Annotated in this window: 18 protein-coding genes and 6 pseudogenes; 10 read left to right on the top strand and 14 right to left on the bottom strand. The window is 64.0% G+C overall.

Annotated features, from left to right (window positions below; all coding sequences use genetic code 11):
• Nucleotides 1-26: 26 nt before the first annotated feature.
• The 6 genes and pseudogenes from OMK73_RS38180 to OMK73_RS07055 form a co-directional block, all read right to left on the bottom strand.
• A complete protein-coding gene (locus OMK73_RS38180) occupies nt 27-272 on the bottom strand; it encodes a GNAT family N-acetyltransferase (protein WP_324291710.1) in 246 nt (81 codons plus the stop codon).
• Nucleotides 273-682: 410 nt separating this feature from the next.
• A pseudogene (locus tag OMK73_RS07075) lies at nt 683-2,749 on the bottom strand (acetate--CoA ligase family protein); the annotation flags it as partial.
• Nucleotides 2,750-3,009: 260 nt separating this feature from the next.
• Complete coding sequence (locus tag OMK73_RS07070) at nt 3,010-3,294, bottom strand: DUF1488 domain-containing protein (protein WP_267601414.1); 285 nt, start codon at nt 3,292-3,294, stop codon at nt 3,010-3,012.
• A 284-nt stretch (nt 3,295-3,578) separates the two neighbouring features.
• Nucleotides 3,579-3,800, bottom strand: coding sequence for a hypothetical protein (locus tag OMK73_RS07065; protein ID WP_267601413.1), 222 nt, complete (start codon nt 3,798-3,800; stop codon nt 3,579-3,581).
• A gap of 16 nt (nt 3,801-3,816) precedes the next feature.
• Nucleotides 3,817-4,536, bottom strand: coding sequence for a fumarate/nitrate reduction transcriptional regulator Fnr (gene fnr, locus OMK73_RS07060; RefSeq protein ID WP_267601412.1), 720 nt, complete (start codon nt 4,534-4,536; stop codon nt 3,817-3,819).
• 181 nt (nt 4,537-4,717) lie between these two features.
• Entirely contained in the window at nt 4,718-5,149 is a 432-nt protein-coding gene (locus OMK73_RS07055) for a response regulator (protein ID WP_267601411.1), read from the bottom strand.
• 264 nt (nt 5,150-5,413) lie between these two features.
• On the opposite strand from OMK73_RS07055, the gene OMK73_RS07050 reads away from it, so the two are divergent.
• From OMK73_RS07050 to OMK73_RS07035, 4 genes and pseudogenes are all read left to right on the top strand, one after another.
• Nucleotides 5,414-5,590, top strand: coding sequence for a hypothetical protein (locus tag OMK73_RS07050; protein ID WP_267601410.1), 177 nt, complete (start codon nt 5,414-5,416; stop codon nt 5,588-5,590).
• Nucleotides 5,584-5,940 carry a PAS domain S-box protein gene (locus tag OMK73_RS07045; RefSeq protein WP_267601409.1) on the top strand — a complete coding sequence of 119 codons (357 nt, stop codon included), beginning with the start codon at nt 5,584-5,586 and terminating at the stop codon, nt 5,938-5,940. Before OMK73_RS07050 ends, OMK73_RS07045 begins: the two co-directional genes overlap by 7 nt.
• Nucleotides 5,941-6,531: 591 nt before the next feature.
• A pseudogene (locus tag OMK73_RS07040) lies at nt 6,532-7,362 on the top strand (MBL fold metallo-hydrolase RNA specificity domain-containing protein); the annotation flags it as partial.
• 16 nt (nt 7,363-7,378) lie between these two features.
• Nucleotides 7,379-7,570: a hypothetical protein gene (locus OMK73_RS07035; RefSeq protein WP_267601408.1), complete on the top strand. Its 192-nt coding sequence runs from the start codon at nt 7,379-7,381 to the stop codon at nt 7,568-7,570.
• Nucleotides 7,571-8,027: 457 nt separating this feature from the next.
• Here the strand turns inward: OMK73_RS07035 and OMK73_RS07030 are convergent.
• Nucleotides 8,028-8,159: pseudogene (locus OMK73_RS07030) on the bottom strand (IS110 family transposase); the annotation flags it as partial.
• A 161-nt stretch (nt 8,160-8,320) separates the two neighbouring features.
• On the opposite strand from OMK73_RS07030, the gene OMK73_RS07025 reads away from it, so the two are divergent.
• The gene (locus OMK73_RS07025) at nt 8,321-9,031 is read left to right on the top strand and encodes a hemerythrin domain-containing protein (protein ID WP_324291681.1); all 711 of its coding nucleotides are present in this window, start codon (nt 8,321-8,323) and stop codon (nt 9,029-9,031) included.
• 20 nt (nt 9,032-9,051) lie between these two features.
• Here the strand turns inward: OMK73_RS07025 and OMK73_RS07020 are convergent.
• Nucleotides 9,052-9,595 (bottom strand): annotated as a pseudogene (locus OMK73_RS07020) (IS5 family transposase); the annotation flags it as partial.
• Between the two features lie 1,466 nt (nt 9,596-11,061).
• Between OMK73_RS07020 and OMK73_RS07015 the strand changes: the two are divergent.
• From OMK73_RS07015 to OMK73_RS06995, 5 genes and pseudogenes are all read left to right on the top strand, one after another.
• Nucleotides 11,062-11,505 (top strand): universal stress protein, encoded by a 444-nt coding sequence (locus OMK73_RS07015; RefSeq protein WP_267601407.1) that lies wholly within the window; start codon nt 11,062-11,064, stop codon nt 11,503-11,505.
• 78 nt (nt 11,506-11,583) lie between these two features.
• Nucleotides 11,584-12,210: an ATP-binding cassette domain-containing protein gene (locus tag OMK73_RS07010; protein WP_267601406.1), complete on the top strand. Its 627-nt coding sequence runs from the start codon at nt 11,584-11,586 to the stop codon at nt 12,208-12,210.
• 93 nt (nt 12,211-12,303) lie between these two features.
• The gene (locus tag OMK73_RS07005) at nt 12,304-12,894 is read left to right on the top strand and encodes an ABC transporter permease (protein ID WP_267601405.1); all 591 of its coding nucleotides are present in this window, start codon (nt 12,304-12,306) and stop codon (nt 12,892-12,894) included.
• A 235-nt stretch (nt 12,895-13,129) separates the two neighbouring features.
• A complete protein-coding gene (locus OMK73_RS07000; protein ID WP_267601404.1) occupies nt 13,130-13,726 on the top strand; it encodes a DUF3300 domain-containing protein in 597 nt (198 codons plus the stop codon).
• Between the two features lie 328 nt (nt 13,727-14,054).
• Nucleotides 14,055-14,612: pseudogene (locus tag OMK73_RS06995) on the top strand (DUF2950 family protein); the annotation flags it as partial.
• A gap of 52 nt (nt 14,613-14,664) precedes the next feature.
• On the opposite strand, the pseudogene OMK73_RS06990 reads toward OMK73_RS06995, so the two are convergent.
• The 6 genes and pseudogenes from OMK73_RS06990 to OMK73_RS06965 all read right to left on the bottom strand — a co-directional run bounded on the left by OMK73_RS06990 (nt 14,665) and on the right by OMK73_RS06965 (nt 21,310).
• A pseudogene (locus OMK73_RS06990) lies at nt 14,665-16,451 on the bottom strand (PHA/PHB synthase family protein).
• Entirely contained in the window at nt 16,448-17,230 is a 783-nt protein-coding gene (gene phbB, locus OMK73_RS06985; protein WP_267601403.1) for an acetoacetyl-CoA reductase, read from the bottom strand. Before phbB ends, OMK73_RS06990 begins: the two are co-directional and overlap by 4 nt.
• Nucleotides 17,220-17,729 (bottom strand): hypothetical protein, encoded by a 510-nt coding sequence (locus OMK73_RS06980; RefSeq protein ID WP_267601402.1) that lies wholly within the window; start codon nt 17,727-17,729, stop codon nt 17,220-17,222. The genes phbB and OMK73_RS06980 overlap by 11 nt, the downstream gene beginning before the upstream one ends.
• Before the next feature lie 252 nt (nt 17,730-17,981).
• Nucleotides 17,982-18,185 (bottom strand): YgaP family membrane protein, encoded by a 204-nt coding sequence (locus tag OMK73_RS06975; RefSeq protein ID WP_267601401.1) that lies wholly within the window; start codon nt 18,183-18,185, stop codon nt 17,982-17,984.
• A gap of 176 nt (nt 18,186-18,361) precedes the next feature.
• Nucleotides 18,362-18,856: a hypothetical protein gene (locus OMK73_RS06970; RefSeq protein ID WP_267601400.1), complete on the bottom strand. Its 495-nt coding sequence runs from the start codon at nt 18,854-18,856 to the stop codon at nt 18,362-18,364.
• A gap of 153 nt (nt 18,857-19,009) precedes the next feature.
• Nucleotides 19,010-21,310 (bottom strand): heavy metal translocating P-type ATPase, encoded by a 2,301-nt coding sequence (locus OMK73_RS06965; RefSeq protein ID WP_267601399.1) that lies wholly within the window; start codon nt 21,308-21,310, stop codon nt 19,010-19,012.

Genomic DNA, 21,310 nt, shown 5'->3' with positions numbered 1-21,310 from the left:
TCATGTCGGCACGCATGCGATAGAACTCACCACCGCACATCGTCTGGGTTGGGCGCTGCCAGCGGGAGTCGGAGTTCAACGCCCTCGCTGGCCGGCCGGCCAGTGCGCAGAACCTGGATACCGCTGCTTTCGGCGAGCCTGAGCATCGCCGTGTTGGTGGCCAGCGTGGTGCCGACCAGTTCCCGCGTGCCATGTGCGCGGCAGTAGGCCACCATTTTGCCCAGCAGCAAGCTGCCGATGCCCTGGTGCTTGCAGTCGGAGCGCACCGCCACGGCGAACTCGGCGCGCAGGTTGTCGGGGTCGGCCACGGCCCGTACTTCGCCCAGGATGGGCGGCGGCCCCCGGTCGCAGGACCGACCGCGACGAACGCCATTTCGCGGGCGTAGTCGATCTGGGTCATGCGCGCGAGCTGGCTGTGCGGCGGTTGCCGGATCATGCAGAAAAAGCGCATGCGGATATCCTCCGGCGTCATGGCGGCGAAGAAGGCCTGGTAGGCGGGCTCGTCTTCGGGATGCACGGGGCGCAGCAGCAACGGTGCGCCGTGCCACGTCACAGTCTCCTCCAGTTCCTTGGGATAGGGGCGAATGGCAAGGCGGGCGGCGCCTGGCTGCGTGGCCGTGGCCACGCTGATACGCATGTCCAGGGCCAGCACGCCCGCGCTGTCGGCCAGCAGCGGATTGATATCCAGTTCGGTGATTTCAGGCAGGTCACATAGCAGTTGCGACAGTTGGATCAGGACCTGGTACAGGGCCTCATGCCGGATCGGCGCCTGGTCCCGATAGCCTGCAAGCAGCTTCGCAACGCGCGTGCGGCCGACAAGATCCTTCGCCAGGTTGACGTTCAGCGGCGGCAGGGCGATGGCGCGGTCGGCGATACGCTCGGCGGCGGTGCCCCCGTGGCCAAACAGCACCACCGGGCCGAACACCGGATCGGTGGCGGCGCCGAGGATCAATTCGAAAGCGCCCGGCCGGCTGATCATGCGCTGTACCGTGAAGCCGTCCAGGCGAGCCCCGGGCCGTTCGCCGCGAATGCGGGCTTCCATGTGCTCCAGGGTCTGCCGTACCTGGGTGGCAGACTGCAGGTCCAGTGCCACGCCGCCGACATCGGACTTGTGCGTAATGTCCCGCGACAGGATCTTGGCGACAACCGGAAAGCCGATGCCTTCGGCGGCGGCGACGGCGGTATCGATATCGGCAGCGGTCCGGGTCTCTACCAAAGGGATGCCATAGGCTGTCAGGACCGTGCGGGCTTCGGGCTCGGTCAGCATCGAACGGCCGGCGGCGAGCGCGTTGCGGATGCACTGTCGCGCCCGCTCGCTGTCGGGCTCGGGGCCTGCCGGAACCGATGGTGGCGTCTCCATCAGGAGTTCCTGGTTGTGGCGATAGGCCACAACCTGCAGGAAGCCGCGCACGGCCTGTTCCGGCGTGTCGTAGGTGGGAAGGCCCGCGTGCCGGCAGATGTCGCGGGCGCGGGCCACCGAGTCGCCGCCGAGCCAGCTCGTGAAGATGGGGAGCGATGCCGTCAACGGCGTGGCCGGCATGATGGCGCAGGTCAGCGCAGTGGCGATATCACTGCTTGGCACGATCGCGGTGGGAGCGTGGATCATTAGGATGGCATCGCTGCTGGGGTCTGCCGCAAGTCGCTTCAAGGTGTCGACGTAACGCTCGATGGGAGCATCCCCGACGATGTCGACGGGATTGGCGTGCGACCAGGTTGGCGGCAGTACCGCGTCCAACTGCTTCAACGTGTTGTCTCCCAGCCTGGCCAGCCGGCCGCCGCCAAGAATCAGCGCATCGGTCGCCATGACGCCCGCGCCACCGCCGTTGGTCATGATCGCCAGCCGACCGCCTGCTAGTGGCCGTGCCCGCGCGAGCGTTTCAACCGCGTCGAACATTTCCTCGGTGGTATCCACGCGCAGCATCCCGGCCCGGCGTATCGCCGCGTCATAGATATCGTCGGCACCGGCCAGCGCGCCGGTATGCGAAGTGGCCGCCTTCGCGCCTTCGGGAACGCGGCCCGCCTTGATGATCAGTACTGGCTTGTTCCGCGCAGCGGCGCGCGCGGCAGACATGAATTTTCGGCCGGACCTGACCGCTTCCACATAGAGCAGGATCGCCTGCGTGCCCGGGTCGCTGCCGAGATAGTCGAGCATGTCCGCCAGGTCGACGTCGGCACTGTCCCCCAGCGAGACGAAGTGCGAAAAGCCGATCTGGCGCGATCTCGCCCAGTCGAGCACCGCCGTGGTCAGGGCGCCGGACTGCGAGACGAAGGCCAGCTTGCCGGGCAGGGGCGGCGCGTGCGCAAAGCTGGCGTTCAACCCCAGTCCTGGTACGAGCAGCCCCACGCAGTTGGGGCCGAGGATACGCAGCCGATATGGCCTGGCGGCGCCGAGCATCGCATCCTGCCGCGTTTGCCCGCTCGCGCCGGCCGGGCGCGCCATGCCCGCGGTCAGGACCACGGCGGCCAGGGTGCCGCGTTCGCCCAGTTCGGCGATCAGGCCCGGCACCGTGTCGGGCGGCGTGCAGATCACCGCCAGTTCAGGCGTATCGGGCAGCGCGGCGACGGAGCGGTAGCAAGGCCGGCCATCCAGTGCACGGTACTTTGGGTTCACCGCGTGCACCGGGCCGGCAAAACCGTCGGCATGGAGGTTGGCGAACACTGTGGCCCCTACACTGTGCGGTCTTGCGGAAGCGCCGATCACCGCGACCGAGCGCGGATGGAACAGATGTTCTAGGTTACGGATGCTCATCGTGGTCGGGGGCTCGGGGTAGTGCGTGTCGCGCGCACTGGCCGAGGCAACGCTTCCATTCGTCCTGGATGACAGTCGGACCCGGTAGCACGAAGCTGAAATGAACCGGAACTCGCTCCCGCTGGATGTCGCGCTAACGGAAGAATTCTCGCGCGTCTTGCTGGCAATCCCGATGTACAGTAACGCCACATCCACGGCGGGAATTCAGCGTGATCGTGACAATGCCGGTCATGATCCAGCCTTGCGGGCGTTGGCGCGCGCTAGATCACGAAACGGAAATGGCCGCTGTGCAGCACGATATTGTGGGCCTCAGTCATTTCGAACAACTGCCGCGCCACGCCTTCGATATCCTCGCGATGTCCTTCAAAAGCCTGGAGCAGGTCTTCCGGCCGGTGCGAACGCGCGCCAAAGTGGTCTTCCAGTGCCTCGGCCGTAATTGCGTAGCTAGCCGGCGTACCGTTCACGCTGACAGGACATTCGAGAGAGAGATCGGCCGGGCAATAGGAGGGGCTGGCTTTGGGGAAACAGATCTGTTTGATGGTCATGGCATCGACCCCCGGAGCGAAGAAAAGACAGGGCAAGGAAAAGCACAAAGCGGCAAGCGCGCGCAGCGGCTCTCTGCTCTGCCAGTCTATGCGCTACCGTTGCAGCCGCAAGCCGAACCGCGGGGTTTCCTGACCCACGTCAAGCCGGCCCTAATGGTCGGGGCTTGCACTTACCGTGACGCCATTGCAGCAACCGCGTCAGCCAGCGACGCAGTCAGTGCAATCACGTTCGTCGGATGGGCAATGGTGTCGCAATTGACGATGTCGGAGGCAACTGCATGCTGTTACGTGTAGGCGCAGCCCGTGAGTACCGCGTGCACGGCCACGCAGTGGCGCATCTCCCTCGCGCTCAGCGCGACCCTGGCCAGTACTTCCATGGCTGCGTCGGCGGTGGCGGCGGGAGAGAATGCGACGTCTTGGGCCGCGGCAGGCCCGCCGCCGCGCAGATGGCCGCCAATACCCGCTCGCTGGCGGCGATGCAGGTGCTGCTCAAGCGCACCATGCAAGCCCCACTGCAGGACCCTAGATCCGGTCCAGCGCGTCAAGATCCATCAGGGTCACGCGTTTTCCCTTGACATCGATGAGGCCGTCACGCTGGAAGCGCGACAAGGTGCGGCTGACGGTCTCGAGCTTCATGCCCAGGTAGCTGCCGATCTCTTCGCGCGTCATGCGCAGCGTGAGTTCGCGGCGGGAGTAGCCGCGCGCCTGCTGGCGGGCCGAGATATTGAGCAGGAATGCCGCCACGCGCTGCTCCGCGGACAGGCTGGCGAGCAGGAGCATGACGCCTGATTCGCGCACGATTTCGCTACTTAGCATCCGGTGCACATGCTGTTGCAGCGAACGCATTTCCCGGCAGAGTGCTTCGAGCAGATGGAAGGGAATCACGCATACCGCGCTGTCTTCCAGGGCGATGGCGTCACAGGCGTGCCGCTCGGTGCAGATGCCGTCGAGCCCGAGCGTCTCGCCGGTGACGAAGAAGCCGGTCGTCTGCTCGCATCCGTTCTGGTGGGACACCACCGTCTTGAACGATCCGGAACGCAGGGCATAGATGCTCTGGAACGCGTCGCCGGCACGATAGAGCGCTTCGCCGCGCCGCACCATGCGCCAGTTATGGATCACGCTATCCAGCCTGGTGCGATCCGCGTCGTTCAGGTTGCCACCCATGCAGATGGCGCGCATTGCGCAGCTTGAGCAATTTGCCTTGCGGGGCACACTTGCAGGCGGGGCGGTGTCCCTGTACATGGACAGAGGCTCAAGGACTTCGGCACCGAGGGGGCGAAAGGCATTGCTGCCGGTGTTGCCCGCTGCAGATACTCTGACATGGTTGCTTCCTTTGTCTCTTGCGCCCAGCCGGATCGGCTGGCCGCTGTTGTGGTTCGCTCTCGCTGCCGGCACCAAGCGAGGCACAAAGGCCCCGCGCTGGCTATGCTGTTGTGAACTCCTGGACCGTACCCGTCGCCGCGCTCTTGTCCGCAGCCAGGCGGAGCAGGGCGCGGCGCAACGCGTCGAACTCCGTGGTCTTGTCGAAAAAGAGCGACGCACCGGCCTGCAGGTAGGCACTGCGCATCGGCGGCACCGAGCAGTTGCTCAGCACTACCACTGTTGCGTGGCGACGCATCCGCTTCAGGTCCTGCAGCACGTTCAGCCAGGATTTTTCATTCCGGTTCAGGCTGAGAATGACGACATCGGGCAGGAGGATCTGTGCTGCCAGCAGGGCCGCGCGCGGATCCCGGGCCAAGGCGAGCAGTTCCAGCTCTTTGATCGATCTCAGCATCCTTGTCTGCCGCGCCCCGATCAGGGTAGAGTCCTCGAGCAGCAGTACGGTCAGGGGTTCGGGGCGGGCCGGGTGGTTCATGCTTCCGAGTATGGTGAATGGCGGGGCCTCTCGAAAGAAGGGGCGGCTGAGAGTGTCGTCCGGAAAGAGAACCTCCTTGTCAGGAAAGCCTGACAAGGGCCGTCGGCTATCCGACTGATGGCGCCAGCCGCTCCCTCCTCGCCAAATTATGAGCACATCACAATTAGCGTGTGCATTTCGCGCAAATCGGCTACCTTTACGGCAGAGCCTCCGGCGGTCCCCCGCAGGACTTGCTGAGCATCCAGAAGCACTCCGTGACCTGCCATGGCGACCAAAGAGCCTCCTTCACCGAATCTGCCTTCTGCGCCGAAGACATCGTTTCATACCACGCTTGGCGAACTGGCGGCGGGCGGCGCCGTGCTCGTGCTGCTGATGCTGCTGGCACTGTGGTTCATCACCGCGCTTGCCCCCGGCCTGGCGGCTTGGCCGCGCCGATGCTAGGCGCCTGGGGACTGGCCGTGGCCGTGATGCTGTCCCTGCTGCTGGTGCGCTTGCGGCGGCTGCGGCGTGACGCAGAAGAGAACCTGGCGCGTACCCAGGGCAGCGAAGCCCGGCTGGCAGGGATCATCCGCTCGTCAATGGAAGCGATCATCACGGTGGACGAAGGGCAGCGCATCGTGTTGTTCAACCCCACGGCGGAGCGTCTTTTTGGCTACGCCGCCGCGGACATGATCGGCTGCCCTCTGGCGGACCTGATTCCGGTGCGTTTTCGCGTGGCCCATGAGGCGCACGTGCGCCGGTTCGGCGTAACGGGGGTCACGGACCGGCAGATGGGCCAGCACTCGATCTGACAGGTAGTCGGGGCGTTGAATCGAGAAGCACGATTCAATGAGGGATAAGTTTCTCATTGGAGAGTTCAAGCGACTCACACTGACATAGTCCAGATGTCAATCCTGCGGCCGTCGTCATCTTCAAAATGAGTGATGCGGTCATCCAGATTCTCGTGAGTTTCACTTTCCGAAAATCCCTCCGTGACGCGCTTCACAGGGACGCACCTAATCTTGTAGATTTGATGCGGCGGGTATCGATCTTGCGCGGAACCATCACCTAACGTAAACCCATCGTGGACATAGCGAGAGCACCATGTATGAGCGGAGTCCCAATCGTCATGTAGTTCGCGCTTCGCTGGTTTAGTCGTGTCCGACAGCAAGTATATGCACAACAATACCCTGTCTTCGATCTCCGAAAATTGGCCTGCCGATGACTCATCCACAACGCACCTCCTTTCGCTGCCCCAATCTTTGGCGGTGAGCCTAGCAGGGCACTCGATATTGTAGCGTCCATCATACGCGATGCACATACACTCGCAAGCCGTCCTTACGTGTCCTTAAGCTCACTTCGCGGCACGGACTGTCTGACATGGCTACTAAGTCATCGGTATCGTCGTTTTCTCCGGCGACCTGGGGCGGCAGCAGGACATCGTGATGCGCGCCCCGGAGATCATCCGCGAAGCGGATTACCTGCTGGTGGAGTCCACCTATGGCGACCGCGCCCATCCCGCGGACGATCCGCTCGACACGCTGGGTGAAATCGTCAGCCGCACCATCGGCCGCGGCGGCAGCGTGGTGATTCCTGCGTTTGCCGTCGGGCGCACCCAGGCGCTGCTGTACTGCCTCTACAAGCTGCGCCAGCAAAACCGTATTCCGCACGTGCCGGTCTACCTCAACAGCCCGATGGCCATCGACGCCACCACGGTTTTTGGCTTGCACCCGGACGAACTTCGAATCGACCGCGCGGCCTGCACGGCAGCGTGCAACTTAGCCATCCTGGTGCAGAGCATGGAGCAGTCCGTCTGGCTGAACCGCGACCGCGCGCCCAAGATCATCCTGGCCGGCAGCGGCATGGCAACCGGAGGGCGGGTGGTGCATCACCTGGAGACATATGGGCAGGATGCGCGCAACACGATTTTGCTATCCGGCTTCCAGGCCGCCGGTACGCGCGGCGCGGCGCTGGCCTCGGGCATGCGTGAACTGCGCATCCACGGCAAACAGGTTGCCATCCAGGCTTCGGTGGAGCAGATCACCTCGCTTTCGGCACATCCGGACGCCAACGAACTGATGACATGGCTTGGCGGCTTCGGCAGCCCGCCACGACAGACCTTCGTGGTGCACGGCGAGCCGGCTGCGAGCGACGCCCTGCGGCAGCGGATTGAGCGGAAGCTGCGCTGGCCGGTCACGATGCCGGAGTATCTTCGTTCATATTCGCTGGACTAGCCAGCGGAGGCACGGAATGATGAAAAGTGGCTCGCAAGACTGTCTCACACCACAACACCTGCAATTGTTCGGGACGATCGTGCAGTGGTTCGCGCGCTACGAACTGCTGATGCAGGAGTTCATGGCAAAGCTGGCAGGATCGGAGACTTCATCCGTGATGCTGCTGACACGGCGGCTCGATTTCGGGGGAATTGGCAGGCCTTGCTGATCTGTTTCGTCATCGCGCCCATCCTCTGGACCAGTATGACAAGATCTGTGCCTATCTTCTGGTCCCACTGACCTACACGCCATTGTTGTACGACATAACGCATTCGGTGTGACAACCTGGACACTTGGTGCCCATGCGCACTTGATCTAGCCGGACTGGATTTTCCGATTCCCGCCGGGCATTACGCCATTGCGTGATGACACTAGCCTGCCGGGCGAAGCCTATATCCGGCCTTCTTGCAGCCGGTAGCACCGCTGCTGGCCCCTATGAAATGCGCTGACCCGCGCCTCATTCGTACTGTGAGCTCAAGGCTCGTATTACCCCGCAGGCTTAGCAGGTCCCGGTCCTACCTGACTTGTCATCACACTCGATTACCAACGCAACCTTCGACGTTTCACCCTGCAAAGACGTTAATCTCCAACGTGGTGCTCACCATTCAAACCGGCTTCATGCTCACCTAATCCTTCTGGTACGGCCGGTCATGGGCCAGTACCGCCCATATCATGCGCGCCATTTTGTTGGCCGGCGCAACGACCACCACATTCGGAGGCCGCCGCTTTTTCATTTGCTCCACCCAGGGACCGGAATCCCAGCCCGGCGACCGGGTCATGGCCTCCCGCAGTGGCTTGTTGAGCGCCGTGCGTCGGGATTGGCTGCGCGCCAGTCCAACTAATTCAGGATTTCCAGTCCAGCAAAACCGTACGTAGTCTAGCTAATTCCGGTTCCTTACAATTTCAGTAGCATCCCGACATGTTGAGGCCGATAGTTGACCTGGATCTGGTCGTCACAGCCTTTGATGCAGATCATAGGGTTACGCGTCGCGCCCTCTATACTAATATTGGATTGCAGGTTGAAGATGCCGCGTCCACAAGTAAGGGGGATGATATGCAAACGCCGGCAGAGAGAAAAGCCATACTAGTCATCCAGAGGGAGCATCAGCAGCTATCGATGGTTGTCACTGGCATGCAACGCCTTGTCAAACTGCTCGGTGCCGGCGTAGATGTGCCTAGGCCAGTGATGTTTCGGTCCATGCTGTTTTACATTAGCGAATATCCGGAGCGGCTACATCATCCCAAGGAAGAGCGCTATCTGTTCGCGCGCTTGCGGCACCGTGCCAACAACCTCGACAAAACCATCGACGAGCTAGAGGAACAGCACGTTCAGGGCAAAGCGCAAATCCGAGACATCGAACATGCGTTCACCCGATACGAGTTGGCTGACGAGTCCGCGCTCCCGGCGTTGCGCAAGCTGGTCGAAGAATACGCTGCGTTCTCCGCAAATCACAGGCGTCTGGAAGAAGAGGTGATTCTGCCTGCCGCGCGTCAATGGCTGACGGAGGAGGACTGGAACGCACTGGATGAGGCGTTTGGCTCAAACCGCGATCCGTTCGGCGGCGTCAAGGTAGAGGCAGATTTCGGCCGCCTCTTTGCGATGATCGTCAGGGCCATAAGGGAACCTTAGAGACCGTTTCAAAAAGACTGCTACGGACGCCTGAAGATATTCCAGCAGACGAGGGAACAGCCAAGCTTCAGGAATGCTTCGTGAATATCAGCCCGACGCTCGAAGCGAATGCGAAGACGACGGAAATTGTGGAGCCACGCATGAGTGCGTTCGACCACCCAGCGAAAGCTGCCAAGACCGCTACCGTGTTCGGTTCGGTTCGGCGCTTCGCGATCACTGGCTTGATGCCGCGCTCGCGAAGTCGCGGACGATGCGGTTCGGAATCGTAGCCGCGATCGGGGTAGATGACTTTGGGCTTTTGAAGTGGTCGACCACGCACGCCGCGAATCGGTGGAATCGCGTCAACGAGTGGCAGCAGTTGGGTGACGTCGTTGCGGTTCGCGCCGGTCAGGAGTGCACAGACGGGGACTCCATTCGCGTCGACGAGAATGTGATGCTTGGAACCTGGTCGCGAGCGATCCGTTGGGTTTTGACCCGTTTTTCGCCCGCCCCAACAGCTCGCACCGACGACCAATCGACGGCCGCACGTGAGAAATCGAGTTGGCCGGCCTCGCGCAGCCTGCTGGCGGCGTTTGCGCGACTGGCAGAAGGCGGGCGTATGGGTCCGACTACACGAGTTGCTGCTCGCGAACGTATCCGGACGCCTGGTTGGCCAGGCATGGCATTCAGGCCCGAGTGCCATGATGCCTTGCCTTCCTTGCGACTGCGGCGTGCCGATTCGGTGGATGTGGTGTCATGCGCTGTGGTGGGCAAGCGCCGCGATGACTGGCTTGCGCCGCCGAAGGGATCGCCCTGGCGGATTCGCGGCTGCCATTCCACATGACGCGCCTGCCGATCTCGCGGAGCCAGCCGGCGGATGGCCAGCACCGGACGGCTAGCTTCCAGGATGATCGTCTCCACGAACTGGCTTGCGACAAACGCCGTCGGCTCGTCGGGGTCGTCGTGACCCACGATGAACAGTTCGTCCAGCCGCGCCTCGCGCTGGACGGCTACCAGCGGCGGGCCTTCAGCAACGCGCCACTCCACTGGAACCAGCCGGTCCTCACACCCAGTCCGGATCTGCCGGACTGCTGCGGCGCACCAAATCCCTTGTCTGTGAACGTGCATGCCAGACCAAAAACTGAACGAATGTGGTTTATCCTCGCCCGGCGATCCAATGTCGACCGGGCCGTCAGTACATCAGTTTGCTTGGCGGCTCTAGAGGCGGGGTCATCCTAGGCGTACGCAAGCGCGAGCCTCCTTATCGCGAGCGGCGGGACCGGAGCTTGGCCGAACGATAGGCCGAGTTGACCTACCTCAAAAGATCCGCACTCAGGGCCACGCCCTGACACAGCGGCCCCTAAAATTCAGTTGCTGCATGCAACGCGTGGCCCATCCGGCTCCGTCTTGCAGCGCCCCACGTGTCCTCTGCCGGAGACAGAGATGCTAAGCCCCACGAGATCGCAGCGCTTATGATTCTCAGCGATTCGGAACAGACGGCAAATTGGACCCGGCTGACATCAGTGCGCTCGTCGAGCGCCAGCTGGCGCGGCTCGAGACCTCGAGGCCTGATCGGAGGCAATTTCGCCTGACCAGAGAGGGCCAACGCATTCTCAATGTGGTCGGTAAGTGGCGTTGAAAGCCTCCCAAAAAGGGCAGACGCCGACGGTGTTTGTTCCTCTCCTGAAGGTAGTCGGCTCGTCCACGTCACACCTGGGCGGGGAACCCTGAGTGCATGCTGGGCACTTGGGGCCGGCCTTCAGCCAGATCAAGCCTTCTCCTTGGCAACTCCTGCTGCAGGCGGCGGCACAGCGTGCTGTCGGGCCGCTCGCCGTCATGACCACCGCGGCTCAATTTGGGACGCGGCTGCATTCCTTGACGCAGATCACATCGGCGTGTCGATGCGGATCTAACCTTCATCGAGGAAGCGGTGGGCCTCGTCACCGCGCTCTCCTTGGGCGGTGTAGTGTTTGGAGCGCTCCTTGTTGCCAGCTTCTACTACTTGGACTAAGGAACTGAGTCTCCAACCTCATGGGCGATTAGGAGAAGGTATGTACGGAAAGATCATGGTGGCGGTAGACGGCAGCAAGAACGCCGAACTCGCACTAGCCGAAGCGATTCAGTTGGCGAAGGCATGCGGGAGCGAGGTAACAGTCGCGCATGTCATTGATAACAGTTATCTGAAATACGACCAAGGCTATATCGATCCTGCGGAAGTCCGCGCGGCGCTGAAAGAGGCTGGCCAGGCGCTGCTTGTAGCCGCATGCGCTCAAGTCCAGGCGCAGCAGATCCCCTGCAAGACACGGCTGCTTGATGAGCCGGTTGCCATGGGCGACATATCAATGGTTGTCGAGCAAGCTGCCCAAGAGGAAGGAGTCGAGTTGCTGGTAATTGGCACGCACGGCCGTCACGGTACGCGTCGATTGCTGCTTGGCAGCGTCGCGGAGGGGCTGGTCCGACATACCAATCTGCCTGTGCTATTGGTCCGCGGCTAGATTCAAGCTGCTTAAGCTTCGGATTGCGTAGTTGTCTCAGGTCCCGCCAAAATCATTGAGGCGGGCAATCCCGCTCACATGGGCTACGATGCCGGAATGTCGCGTTGCGGCCAGCAACGTTCGGTCGGCGGTTTCGATATCGTGCGGGAGGCCGCTTCCGTGCGGCGCATTATCGGTTACGTGCCGCAAGCGCTGTCGGTGGATGGCGACCTGACCGGCTTCGAGAACCTGCTCGTGTTCGCCAAGCTGTATGACATTCCCCGTGCCGAGCGTACTCGCCGGATTCGCGAGGCGCTTGCTTTCGTGGACCTGGCCGATTTCGGCGACAAGCTGGTCAAGACCTATTCCGGCGGCATGATCCGGCGCCTAGAGATCGCACAGTCCACGCTGCACCGGCCGCAAGTCCTATTCCTCGACGAGCCTACCGTCGGCCTGGATCCTGTCGCGCGTATCTCCGTCTGGGAACAGATCGAGAAATTGCAGTCGGAATTCGGCAGCGCGATCCTGCTGACCACGCATTACCTGGAAGAGGCGGAGCGCCTGTGCGACCGTGTCGGGATCATGAATCACGGCCGAATCGCCGCCGTCGGCGCGAATGCCAGTTTCGAGGAAGTCTTCGAACGCTACACAAGTGCGGATGTTGTCCAGCAAGGTGCCTACGATGAAACCTCTCAGACCCGCCGTTCAGCCGGCCGCCTCGCCTGAGGCCATGTCAGAGTGTTGCTCCGGAACGCAAAGCCGCAAGGCCCTGGCCGGTCGTGGCCTTTGTCGCGAAGACGTTTGCCATCGCCGACATGGATGGTGCGCAAGCTACACCATGACCCCACCGAGTTGGCGACGCGCGCGGTACAGCCCGCGCTCTGGCTGTTGATTTTCGGCCAGGTCATGAGCCATGGCCGGGTGATCGATACTGGCGGCGTGCCGTATCTCGATTTTCTTGTTCCCGGCATCCTGGCGCAGAGCGTGCTGTTCATTGCCATCTTTAATGGTATCTCCATCATCTGGGAACGCGACCTGGGGATCGTGCACAAGTTTCTCGCCAGCCCGACGCCGCGCGCGTCACTGGTGCTGGGCAAGGCGCTTGGCGGCGGCGTTCGCGCACTGGTCCAGGCCGTGGTGGTGATGGCGCTGGCCGCGGTGCTTGGCGTCAGGATGCGGCTGGACCCGGCCGCGCTGGCGGGGCTGATCGTGTTCGTGCTGCTCGGCGCGGCGGTATTCTCCAACTTCTCGCTGATCATCGCCTGCCTGGTAAAGACGCGGGAGCGCTTCATGGGTGTGGGGCAACTGCTGACCATACCTCTGTTCTTCGCCAGCAATGCAATCTACCCGACTTCCCTGATGCCGCGCAGCCTGCAGATCATTTCCCACCTCAATCCGCTGACTTACTAGGTGGATGCGTTGCGGATCCTGCTGCTGCCGGGGGACGCTCCGGCAATCACATCGGCCTGGCGATGGATGGGGCAGGGCTCGGGCTTACCCATGCTCGGCATGGTGATCCTGAGCGCCAGGATCTATCCGCAGATCGTACGCTAGCCGCCACCGCGAGTGCGTCCCGTGGTGTTGATGTGCGTCAAGTGCCGGCAGGGGGGCTAACCCAATAATGAAAAATAGGGGAGAGCGAAGCGTGTCGCGCTCCGGGATTTTGGGGCAGGCGATGAAAACAAGCATGATGCGGTCGATGGCGGTAGCCCTGGCGGTCCTGATCCTCCTGGTGTCCGATGCGTTTTCACAGGCCTTACGGCCGCCCGGGTCATCGCCCGAAGTGCTGGATCAGATCCTGGCGCCGATCGCGCAGTATCCGGACGCGCTGGTTTCGCAGATCCTGCTGGCGGCCACCTATCCTCTCGAAGTGGTCCAGGCGGACCAATGGCTGCAGGATCCCGCCAACGCTGCGCTCTCCGGCGATCAGTTGGCAGCGGCGCTGGATAGGCTCCCGTGGGAGCCGAGCGTGAAATCCCTGCTACGCTTTCCGCAGATCCTGCGCTTGATGGACGGCAACCGCGACTGGATGGAGCGCCTCGGCGATGCCTTCCTAGCCGATCAGGCTGGGGTAATGGATTCGATACAGCGGCTGCGCCACCGGGCCAAAGCGGCCGGTGGCCTCTCCTCGACGCCGCAGGCCGTGGTGACGACGCAAGTCTCGGCTATCGAGATCGAGCCGGCGAGGCCGGATATGGTCTATATCCCGGTCTACGATCCGCAGCTCGTGTATGGTGTCTAGCCTTATCCTGCCTTCCCGCCGTTTTACTTTCCCGGCTACTTTGACGATGTGATCGTGGGTAGCTTCGGTGTTGGGTTCGGGTGGGTGGGCGTGGCGATCGTCGGGCCGCTTCGTCGGGTTGGAGTCACTGGGATTGGGGTCATCATCGCATTGATATCGACCGCACCCCGCTTTGCCAGCCTGAACGGTAATCGCGCGCCGCCAGCAGCCGTGTGGGAGCATGCGCCAGTGCATCGCGCCGGCGTGCCCTATAGTGATCCGACCTTGCGGCAACGGGCCTTACCCGATCCCGCCGGCCAGGGAGGAGACGGGCTAGCGCTTCGACGTTAAGGCCGGCGCGGAGCAGATCATCGACCGCCGGATCGGACGCAACGAGTCCAATGCCATCGATGTCTGCCGCACCTATGTCGAGGCGCAACAGACCTCTAAGCCGCGATGCACTGGCTGGCCGACGGACGCCACGAGTACGCACACAAGGTCGCGAGTACCCCGGGCAAGCGCGCCGGGCTCATTGGCCTGCATCCGCGCGCGAGGACGAAAGCCCGCTCGGCCCGCTGGCCGCCGCCGTGCTCATGGCTATGGCGCGGCGAATGGCGAAGGGCTAGCGCCGTCCCACGGCTATCTGTACCGTATCCTGACGCGGCAGGGCACGAGTGCGCCAGGCGGCGCCCGCGATTACGTGGCCGACGGAAAAATGACGGATGGATTCGCCATGGTTGCTTTTCCGGCGAAGTATGGCGATTCGGGCGTCATGACCCTCCTGGTGAATCACCACGGTATCGTATTCGAGAAAAACCTTGGCCCGAAAACGGGTGTCATCGCGCGCCAGATGACAGAGTACAACCCCGACGCCAGCTGGAAGATCGTGCAGCAGTTAATGCGCTGACTTCCGCACGCCGTAGGTGCGGTGCGCGCGGGCTCGCATCGCAACGGTCTCCCTAGCGCTCCAGCACATATCTCCCGGGTGCGTCGGCGAGTGCGCCGTGCGCTGCGTCGCGCGCGGGGATCCGACCAGTCGAGTGCGACGCCAGCCAGCCCTGCCAGCAGGGCCACCAGGATTCATCATGCCGTTCCGCAGTCGAGAGGTAGCGTTCGGGGCTGCCATAGGTTGCCTGCGCCGCGCGCGTTTCCACCCTGTATCGGCGGCCGGGATGCGAGGGTCGGCCACGATGCCAGCATTGTGGCCACCGGAGGTCAGCAGGAACGTCAACGGCGCCGACGTCAGCAGATGCAGCTTGTAGACCGAGCGCCAGGGCGAGACATGGTCGTGCTCTGTGCCTACTGCGAAGATCGGCATGCCGATGTCTGACAGGGCGACGGGGCGGCCATCCACGCAATAGCGTCCCTCCGCCAGGTCGTTGTTGAGGAACAACTTGTGCAGGCACTCCGAATGCATGCGGAAGGGCAGGCGGGTGACATCCCGGTTCCATGACACCAAGTCGTTCGGGCGCAGCCGCTTGCCGAGCAGGTACTCGCTCATCATGCGGGACCATACCAGGTCGCGCGAGTGCAGCATCTGGAAGGCTGCGGCCATTTGGGTGCCGTCCAGGTAACCTTGCTGGCCCATCATCGCGTCCAGCGTGGACAAGGCGCTGCTGTCAATGAACAGGCCCAGTTCTCCTGGCTCGCTGAAGTCCGTCTCGCTGGCGAACAAGGTCAGACTTTGCAACGGCAAGCCGCTGTCGTCGCGGCTAAGCGCCGCCGCGCAGATCGACAGCAGCGTACCGCCCAGGCAATAGCCGGCGGCGTGGATGAGTGTATCGGGGCAGCGCTCTTGCACCGCGCGCAAGGCTGCCTGCACGCCGAGGCGCAGGTAGTCGTTGAGCCCGAAGTCGCGGGCTTCGGCGCCCGGGTTCTTCCACGAGATCATGAAGACCGTATGGCCCTGTTCGACCAGGTAGCGCACCATTGAGTCTCGCGGCTGCAGGTCCAGAATGTAGTACTTCATGATCCAAGAGGGCACGATCAGCACCGGTTCCCGCCACACCTCGGCGCTGGCAGGCGCGTACTGGATCAGCTCGATCAGCGCATTGCGAAACACCACCTTGCCCGGCGTGATCGCGACGTCCCGTCCGACCTTGAAGGCGGGCGCGCGGCGCAGCTTCGGCGCGCGTGCCAGGTCGGCCACTGCGTTCTGCATGTCGTGCTGCCAGTGCTGGGCGCCATTGAGCAGATTGGCGCCGCCGCTGGCTGCGGTGGCCCGCAGCACCACGGGATTGAGCCACCACGCATTGCCGGGCGATAGGGTATCGAGCACCTGTCGCGCGCAGAACGACACCAGCCGCTCATGGTGCGGGGATACGCCGGGCAGGCCGCGCGTGAGCGACTCCCATAGCGCTTCGTGGTTGTGGAACGCGTCGCGCCAGCAGCGGTAAGGCCACTGCAGCCAGGCGGGGTCAGCGAAGCGCAGGTCCGATGGCGGTGCCGGCACGCCGGGTGTTGGCTCCGCGGCCGCCGGGCCGGGCCACATCCCGGCGGTCGCGGCTACCGCGCCGCTCACCCACTGGCCCAGGGCGGTGGCCACCTTGCCGGGGGAAACGGCCAGGTGCAATACCCAGTCCAGCTCGGCCAGCCAGAGCGAGGCGAGCGACATGCCCTGGGTGGCGCCGGCCAACATCGAGCGGACCTGCTCGTCGAGCTGGTCAGGCTCCGCCGCGACGGGGTCGCAGCCACATTCCGCCTCGGGCGCGGCGGTGAGTTCCTTGCCGGGTGTCGGTGCGTTCATTGCATGTGCTGCCCGCCATTGATGGCAATATTGGCGCCGGTGACAAACGCTGCGTCATCGGAGCACAGGAAGGTAATCAGCGCGGCCACTTCGTCCGGCCGCCCCAGCCTGCCGACAGGGATCTGCGGCAGGATCCTGGTCTGGAGTATGTCGGCGGGGATGTCCGTGACCATGTGCGTAGCAAGGTAGCCGGGCGATACCGTGTTGACTGTCACTCCCTTGCTGGCCACTTCCAGCGCTAGTGCCTTGCTGAACCCGTGCACCCCCGCCTTGGCAGCGGAATAGTTAGTCTGGCCAAAGGCGCCCTTGGAGCCATTCACCGAAGCGATATTGATGATGCGGCCCCATCCGCGGCTGACCATGCCGTCGCACAGGGGCTTGGTCATGTTGAAGATCGAGTCCAGGTCCGTCCTGAGCACGGCGTCCCAATCGGCCTTGGTCATGCGCCGGAAAGTGATGTCGCGGGTAATGCCCGCGTTGTTCACCAGGATATCGACCTGTCCCAGCTCGGCAAGGGCCTGCGCGGCACAGCGCTGGCAGGCGGCGAAATCGGCAACGTCGACGGCGAACGCGCTGAACGCGCGCTCGGCGGCGCCCTGGCGGTCGAGCCAGGCCTGCACGTGGTCATTGCTCGGCGAATGGGTGACTGCCACGCGGTAGCCGGCGTCGTGCAGGCGGATCGCAATGGCTTCACCCAGTCCACCCATGCCGCCGGTCACCAGCGCGATCCGCCTTGAAGAGAGGCTGGCCGGCGCCTCGCCTGCGTGCTCAACTGGCATGGACGGGCCCCTTTCGCGGACTGGCTGCGGCGCCGCCTCCCGCCTGCGCGCCGGTGCCGTTCAACGCGGGACTCCACGCCGTGCCCTGTCTGAATTTCTCGAATATATCCTGCACCGGCGCCACCATCGAAGCGGTATTCCCCGCCTGCTGCAAGCTCATCGCCTGGCATCGCTGCCAGGACTCGCCGATTTCGCGCATCTGTTCGACGATGGCGGTCTGGTTGTGGATGGCTAGACTCATCCACGCTTGCATCAGGTGCGCGCAATGCTCGGCTTCGTTGCGCAGGAAGGTGACTGGCAGCGCGGCGAGCGCGGCGAAGTTGCTTGCATTGGCAAGCTGCGCACCCACTTCGTGCGTTGTCTTGATGTCCTTGCGGATGGCTTCCAGCTGGATTTCAAGGAAACGCTGGCGGCTCTCCTGCAGCAGGGTCAGCGCACGCAGGCCCACCTCGCAATTGGCGCTGAAGAACGCGAGTGGGACGTCAGTCTGGTCTGTCATGGTGTCTCTCCGTGATTGGCGCGCATACCCTGTGCCGCTGCAATGCCATGCGTACTCTCACGCGGGAAGAACCCTGGATTGGCATTGCTGGAAAGGACGAGTGCAGGGCATGCATGTCAGGCAACTCGTCTGCGAAATGATTCTGAAGCGTGGCGGCCGCGCTCGTTGATCCGCATCGAGCTTTGGCCTCCTATGGCGTGGCGCCAGTGGGAATGGCAGCGGCTCCTGGCGTTACCGCGGGCGTCGGCCGGATCAGCCGGGCTTTCCGCCCGAGGCCGGGCAGGTCCTGACGCCGAGCAGGCTGTAGAGGGGGCAGATGCGGACGAGCCCTGTCAGGACCGGAATCACCCCGATCCATCCCCACACGCCGATCGTGCCGGTGACGGCAAGGCCGATTAAGGCCAGGCCGACGACGATCCTGAGAGTCCGGTCAACCGTACCGATATTGGTTTGCACAGCGTCCTCCGTTTGATAGCCCGTTAAATACAGGTGTGGCGTCGCCGGGTTTGATTCGCATTCCGGCGGCTGCACGAGCCCAATATAGCCAGATGGCTGCCGGTGGCTTTGATCTACGGCAACTTTGACGCGCATTAGCGCTGGCGTGCACGCCGCGCCGTTAAACGGCTCCTGTGTCACCGGCCGCGTCGCGGGCACTTCGACTCGCAATAGACCCAGTCGTCTTCCATCTCATTGACGCGCAGGCGAAATACGTAGCTGACTGGGGTATGCCCGGCCGTGAATCGGCGCGCCTGGCTGTCGTCTTGATATTCGGCACGCAAGGTATAGGCGCCCGCCGGCAGCCGCATGTATAGCAGGGGACCGGACGAGACGACCCGCAGACGCCGCTTGCCGTTGCTATCCACCACCGAGACCGCGACGTCGGACAGCGCCTCGCCGCCCTTCGCGTTGTAGAAGCCAAGCCGCACATTGAAGCGACCCGCTATCGAGCGAATGGCTTTCACCTCGTCGTCGCCGACACCGCCGGAAACATAGGTGATCCCGTTCATCTCCTGTACCTGAAGCGGGGTATCAGCATACGCTTGCGCCCCATGGACGGGCAACGCTGGATTGACGAGCCCGATCAACGCCGCTGCCGCGAGACAGGCGACGACACGCTTGCTAGCCATGATGGCTTTGGTCCGTGTTGATCTGCCTGCGTCAACAGGGCGCCGGCAGTTCCAGTATTGTCGGTGGCGCGGCGCGTGGCTTGATCCAGCGCAATGCCGCGCAAGGTGGCACGGGCCGCCGGCCGTTCTTTTGCCCTGCGGCCGCGTTGTCGGTCAGGCGTCGCCCAGCGCATGATACAGCTCGTCCTCCTGCGCGAAATGCAGGCGCAGGATCGCATTCAGCTCATACAACAGGCGCCGGACCTCCTGCGCGCTTTCCAGGTCGATGCCGTCCGCGGGCTGATCCGCGGCGATGCGCTCCAGCATGCCCACCAGGCGGAATATCTCGCGGTGCCCGCCGCTTAGCGCGGCCAGCGGGTCCTTGCCGCCGAGCCGCTGCGCCAGTTCCGGATAGAGGTCGGTGTCGTCATGGAGCTCATGCGCGAGCAACTGATGGCGCAGTGCGCGGTTGAGTTGCGCGAGTTCCACGGCGGCGGCTTCCCCGGAGAGGCTGGCTACGCGATCTGCCATCGATCTCACCTGGTCGAGCACCTGCCCCAGTTCGCTGTGTTCGGTCTTCAGTTTCGTGGCTTCGGCCGGCGTGATCTGCGCGGGCCGCCAGTCCGGCCCCGGCTTGCGTGCCCGCAGTGCGTTCAGGATCACCGCGACATCGATCAGTTCCTGCAGCAGCGCACCCGCCAGCGGCGGCAGGTAGCCGAATGCGGCTGCGGTCATCGCCGCCAGGGAAAGCGCCATGCCCGCCACGACGCTTTGCATGGCGATGCGGCGCACGCGCCGGGCGATCTGGATGGCCTCGGCCAAGCGGTCCAGGCGGTCCACCAGCAGTACGACGTCCGCTGCCTGCGCCGACGCAGCCACGCCTGCCGCGCCCATTGCCACGCCGACGTCGGCGGCCGCCAGCGCGGGCGCGTCGTTGACGCCGTCGCCGACCATGATGACCGTATCGTGGCACTGCGCCTCGCGGATTGCCGCGAGCTTTTGCGCGGGCGTCTGCTGGGCGTGCACTTCCGTCACGCCAAGCATCGCGCCGGTCATCTGCGCCACGTCGTCGCGATCGCCGGTCACCATTACGATGCGCCGGATGCCGGCCTGCCTGAGTAACCTCAGCGCGCGGGGCGTTTCGAGTCGGATCTGGTCCGCGAGCTGCAGCGCGCCGCGCATGGCGCCATCGACGCCAAGGAAGACGGCCGACGTGCCTTCATGGCTCATGCGCCGCAACAACGCCGTGCTCCACGGCTTGGGCACGGTTGTCTTAGCCACATGGGCCAAGGACCCCATGGTGAGAACGTGCCCTTCGACGGTGCCACTCAGGCCGGCGCCGGGCTCCTCGCTGACCTTGACTGGCAACGCCAGCGCCAGGCCGCGCTCGCGTGCCGCAGCCACCAGCGCGCGGGAACTCACGTGCACCGACGCCTGTGCCAGCGAGGCCGCCAGGCGAAGCACTTCGTCGGGCGCGTGTCCCGGCGCTGCCTCGATTGCCGAGACGTGGGCGTGGCCGACGGTCAGCGTGCCCGTCTTGTCGAAGAACAGCACGCGGCCCTGCGCCAGCCTTTCGAGCGCGGCGCCGCTTTTGATCAGGATGCCCCGGCTGGCACTGCGCGACATGCCGCAGACGATGGCCACGGGCACCGCCAGGATCAGCGGGCAGGGCGTCGCTACGACCAGCACCGCAAGCGCCCGGCGCGCATCGCCGGTCATGAACCAGGCCGCACCAGCCACGGCCAGCGCCAGCGGCACCAGCAGCAGGGCATAGCGGTCGGCCATGCGCATCGACGGGCTGCGGCTTTGCTGCGCCTCCATCACCAGGCGGACAATGCCAGAGTAGGTACTTTGCGCCGCCGTGGCGCCGGCGAGCATCTCGAACGGCGCGCCGGCGTTAACCACGCCGCTGCGCAGCGGCTCGCCCGGCGCGCGGCGCTGCGGCATGACCTCGCCGGTCAGGGTGGATTCGTCCAGGTCGGCGGCCTCGATCAGCGTCCCGTCGGCAGGTACCACTTCGCCAGCGCGTACCAGCAGGCGGTCGCCCGGATGCACGTGGTCCAGGGGCACCGGCCGCCATTCGCCCTCTTCATAGCGGCTCGCCTCGCGCGGGGCATGGCGCAGCAGTGCGCTCATCTCGCTTGAGGCGCGCGCTTCCGCGTAACTCTCCAGTGCGCGTCCGCTTGCCAGCATCAGGGCAATCACTGCCGCGGCGAAGTGCTCGCCAAGCCACCATGCGAAGCCGATGGCCAGCAGCGCAAGGACATCGACCCCCGCTTTGCGGCGCCATGCCGCCAGGACTGTGCTGGCGCTCAGGGCGATCAACACCGGTAGGATGCCGATCAGCCACACGGTGCGGGCGAGCTCTGCCGATCCGAACCAATACAGCAGCGATCCCGCGGCTAGCGTGACTGCGGAGGCCGCCAGGAGCCCCATATTGAGCCAGCGGTGGTGGCGAAGCTCCGGAAGCGCCAT

This window comes from Cupriavidus sp. D39, assembly GCF_026627925.1.
GTDB lineage: Bacteria > Pseudomonadota > Gammaproteobacteria > Burkholderiales > Burkholderiaceae > Cupriavidus > Cupriavidus ulmosensis.
Note: the sequence above shows the minus strand (reverse complement) of the source record. Positions and strands in the feature narration are given on the sequence as shown.

Bases quoted from the DNA above. Each gene is read 5' to 3' on its own strand.
- OMK73_RS06965 (WP_267601399.1), bottom strand. From the start codon at position 21,310: ATGGCGCTTCCGGAGCTTCGCCACCACCGCTGGCTCAATATGGGGCTC.
- phbB (WP_267601403.1), bottom strand. From the start codon at position 17,230: ATGCCAGTTGAGCACGCAGGCGAGGCGCCGGCCAGCCTCTCTTCAAGG.
- OMK73_RS07070 (WP_267601414.1), bottom strand. From the start codon at position 3,294: ATGACCATCAAACAGATCTGTTTCCCCAAAGCCAGCCCCTCCTATTGC.
- OMK73_RS06980 (WP_267601402.1), bottom strand. From the start codon at position 17,729: ATGACAGACCAGACTGACGTCCCACTCGCGTTCTTCAGCGCCAATTGC.
- OMK73_RS07055 (WP_267601411.1), bottom strand. From the start codon at position 5,149: ATGAACCACCCGGCCCGCCCCGAACCCCTGACCGTACTGCTGCTCGAG.
- OMK73_RS07035 (WP_267601408.1), top strand. From the start codon at position 7,379: ATGATGAAAAGTGGCTCGCAAGACTGTCTCACACCACAACACCTGCAA.
- OMK73_RS07010 (WP_267601406.1), top strand. From the start codon at position 11,584: ATGGGCTACGATGCCGGAATGTCGCGTTGCGGCCAGCAACGTTCGGTC.
- OMK73_RS07005 (WP_267601405.1), top strand. From the start codon at position 12,304: ATGGTGCGCAAGCTACACCATGACCCCACCGAGTTGGCGACGCGCGCG.
- OMK73_RS07050 (WP_267601410.1), top strand. From the start codon at position 5,414: ATGGCGACCAAAGAGCCTCCTTCACCGAATCTGCCTTCTGCGCCGAAG.
- OMK73_RS07025 (WP_324291681.1), top strand. From the start codon at position 8,321: ATGTTGAGGCCGATAGTTGACCTGGATCTGGTCGTCACAGCCTTTGAT.
- OMK73_RS06970 (WP_267601400.1), bottom strand. From the start codon at position 18,856: ATGGCTAGCAAGCGTGTCGTCGCCTGTCTCGCGGCAGCGGCGTTGATC.
- OMK73_RS07015 (WP_267601407.1), top strand. From the start codon at position 11,062: ATGTACGGAAAGATCATGGTGGCGGTAGACGGCAGCAAGAACGCCGAA.
- OMK73_RS07045 (WP_267601409.1), top strand. From the start codon at position 5,584: ATGCTAGGCGCCTGGGGACTGGCCGTGGCCGTGATGCTGTCCCTGCTG.
- fnr (WP_267601412.1), bottom strand. From the start codon at position 4,536: ATGTACAGGGACACCGCCCCGCCTGCAAGTGTGCCCCGCAAGGCAAAT.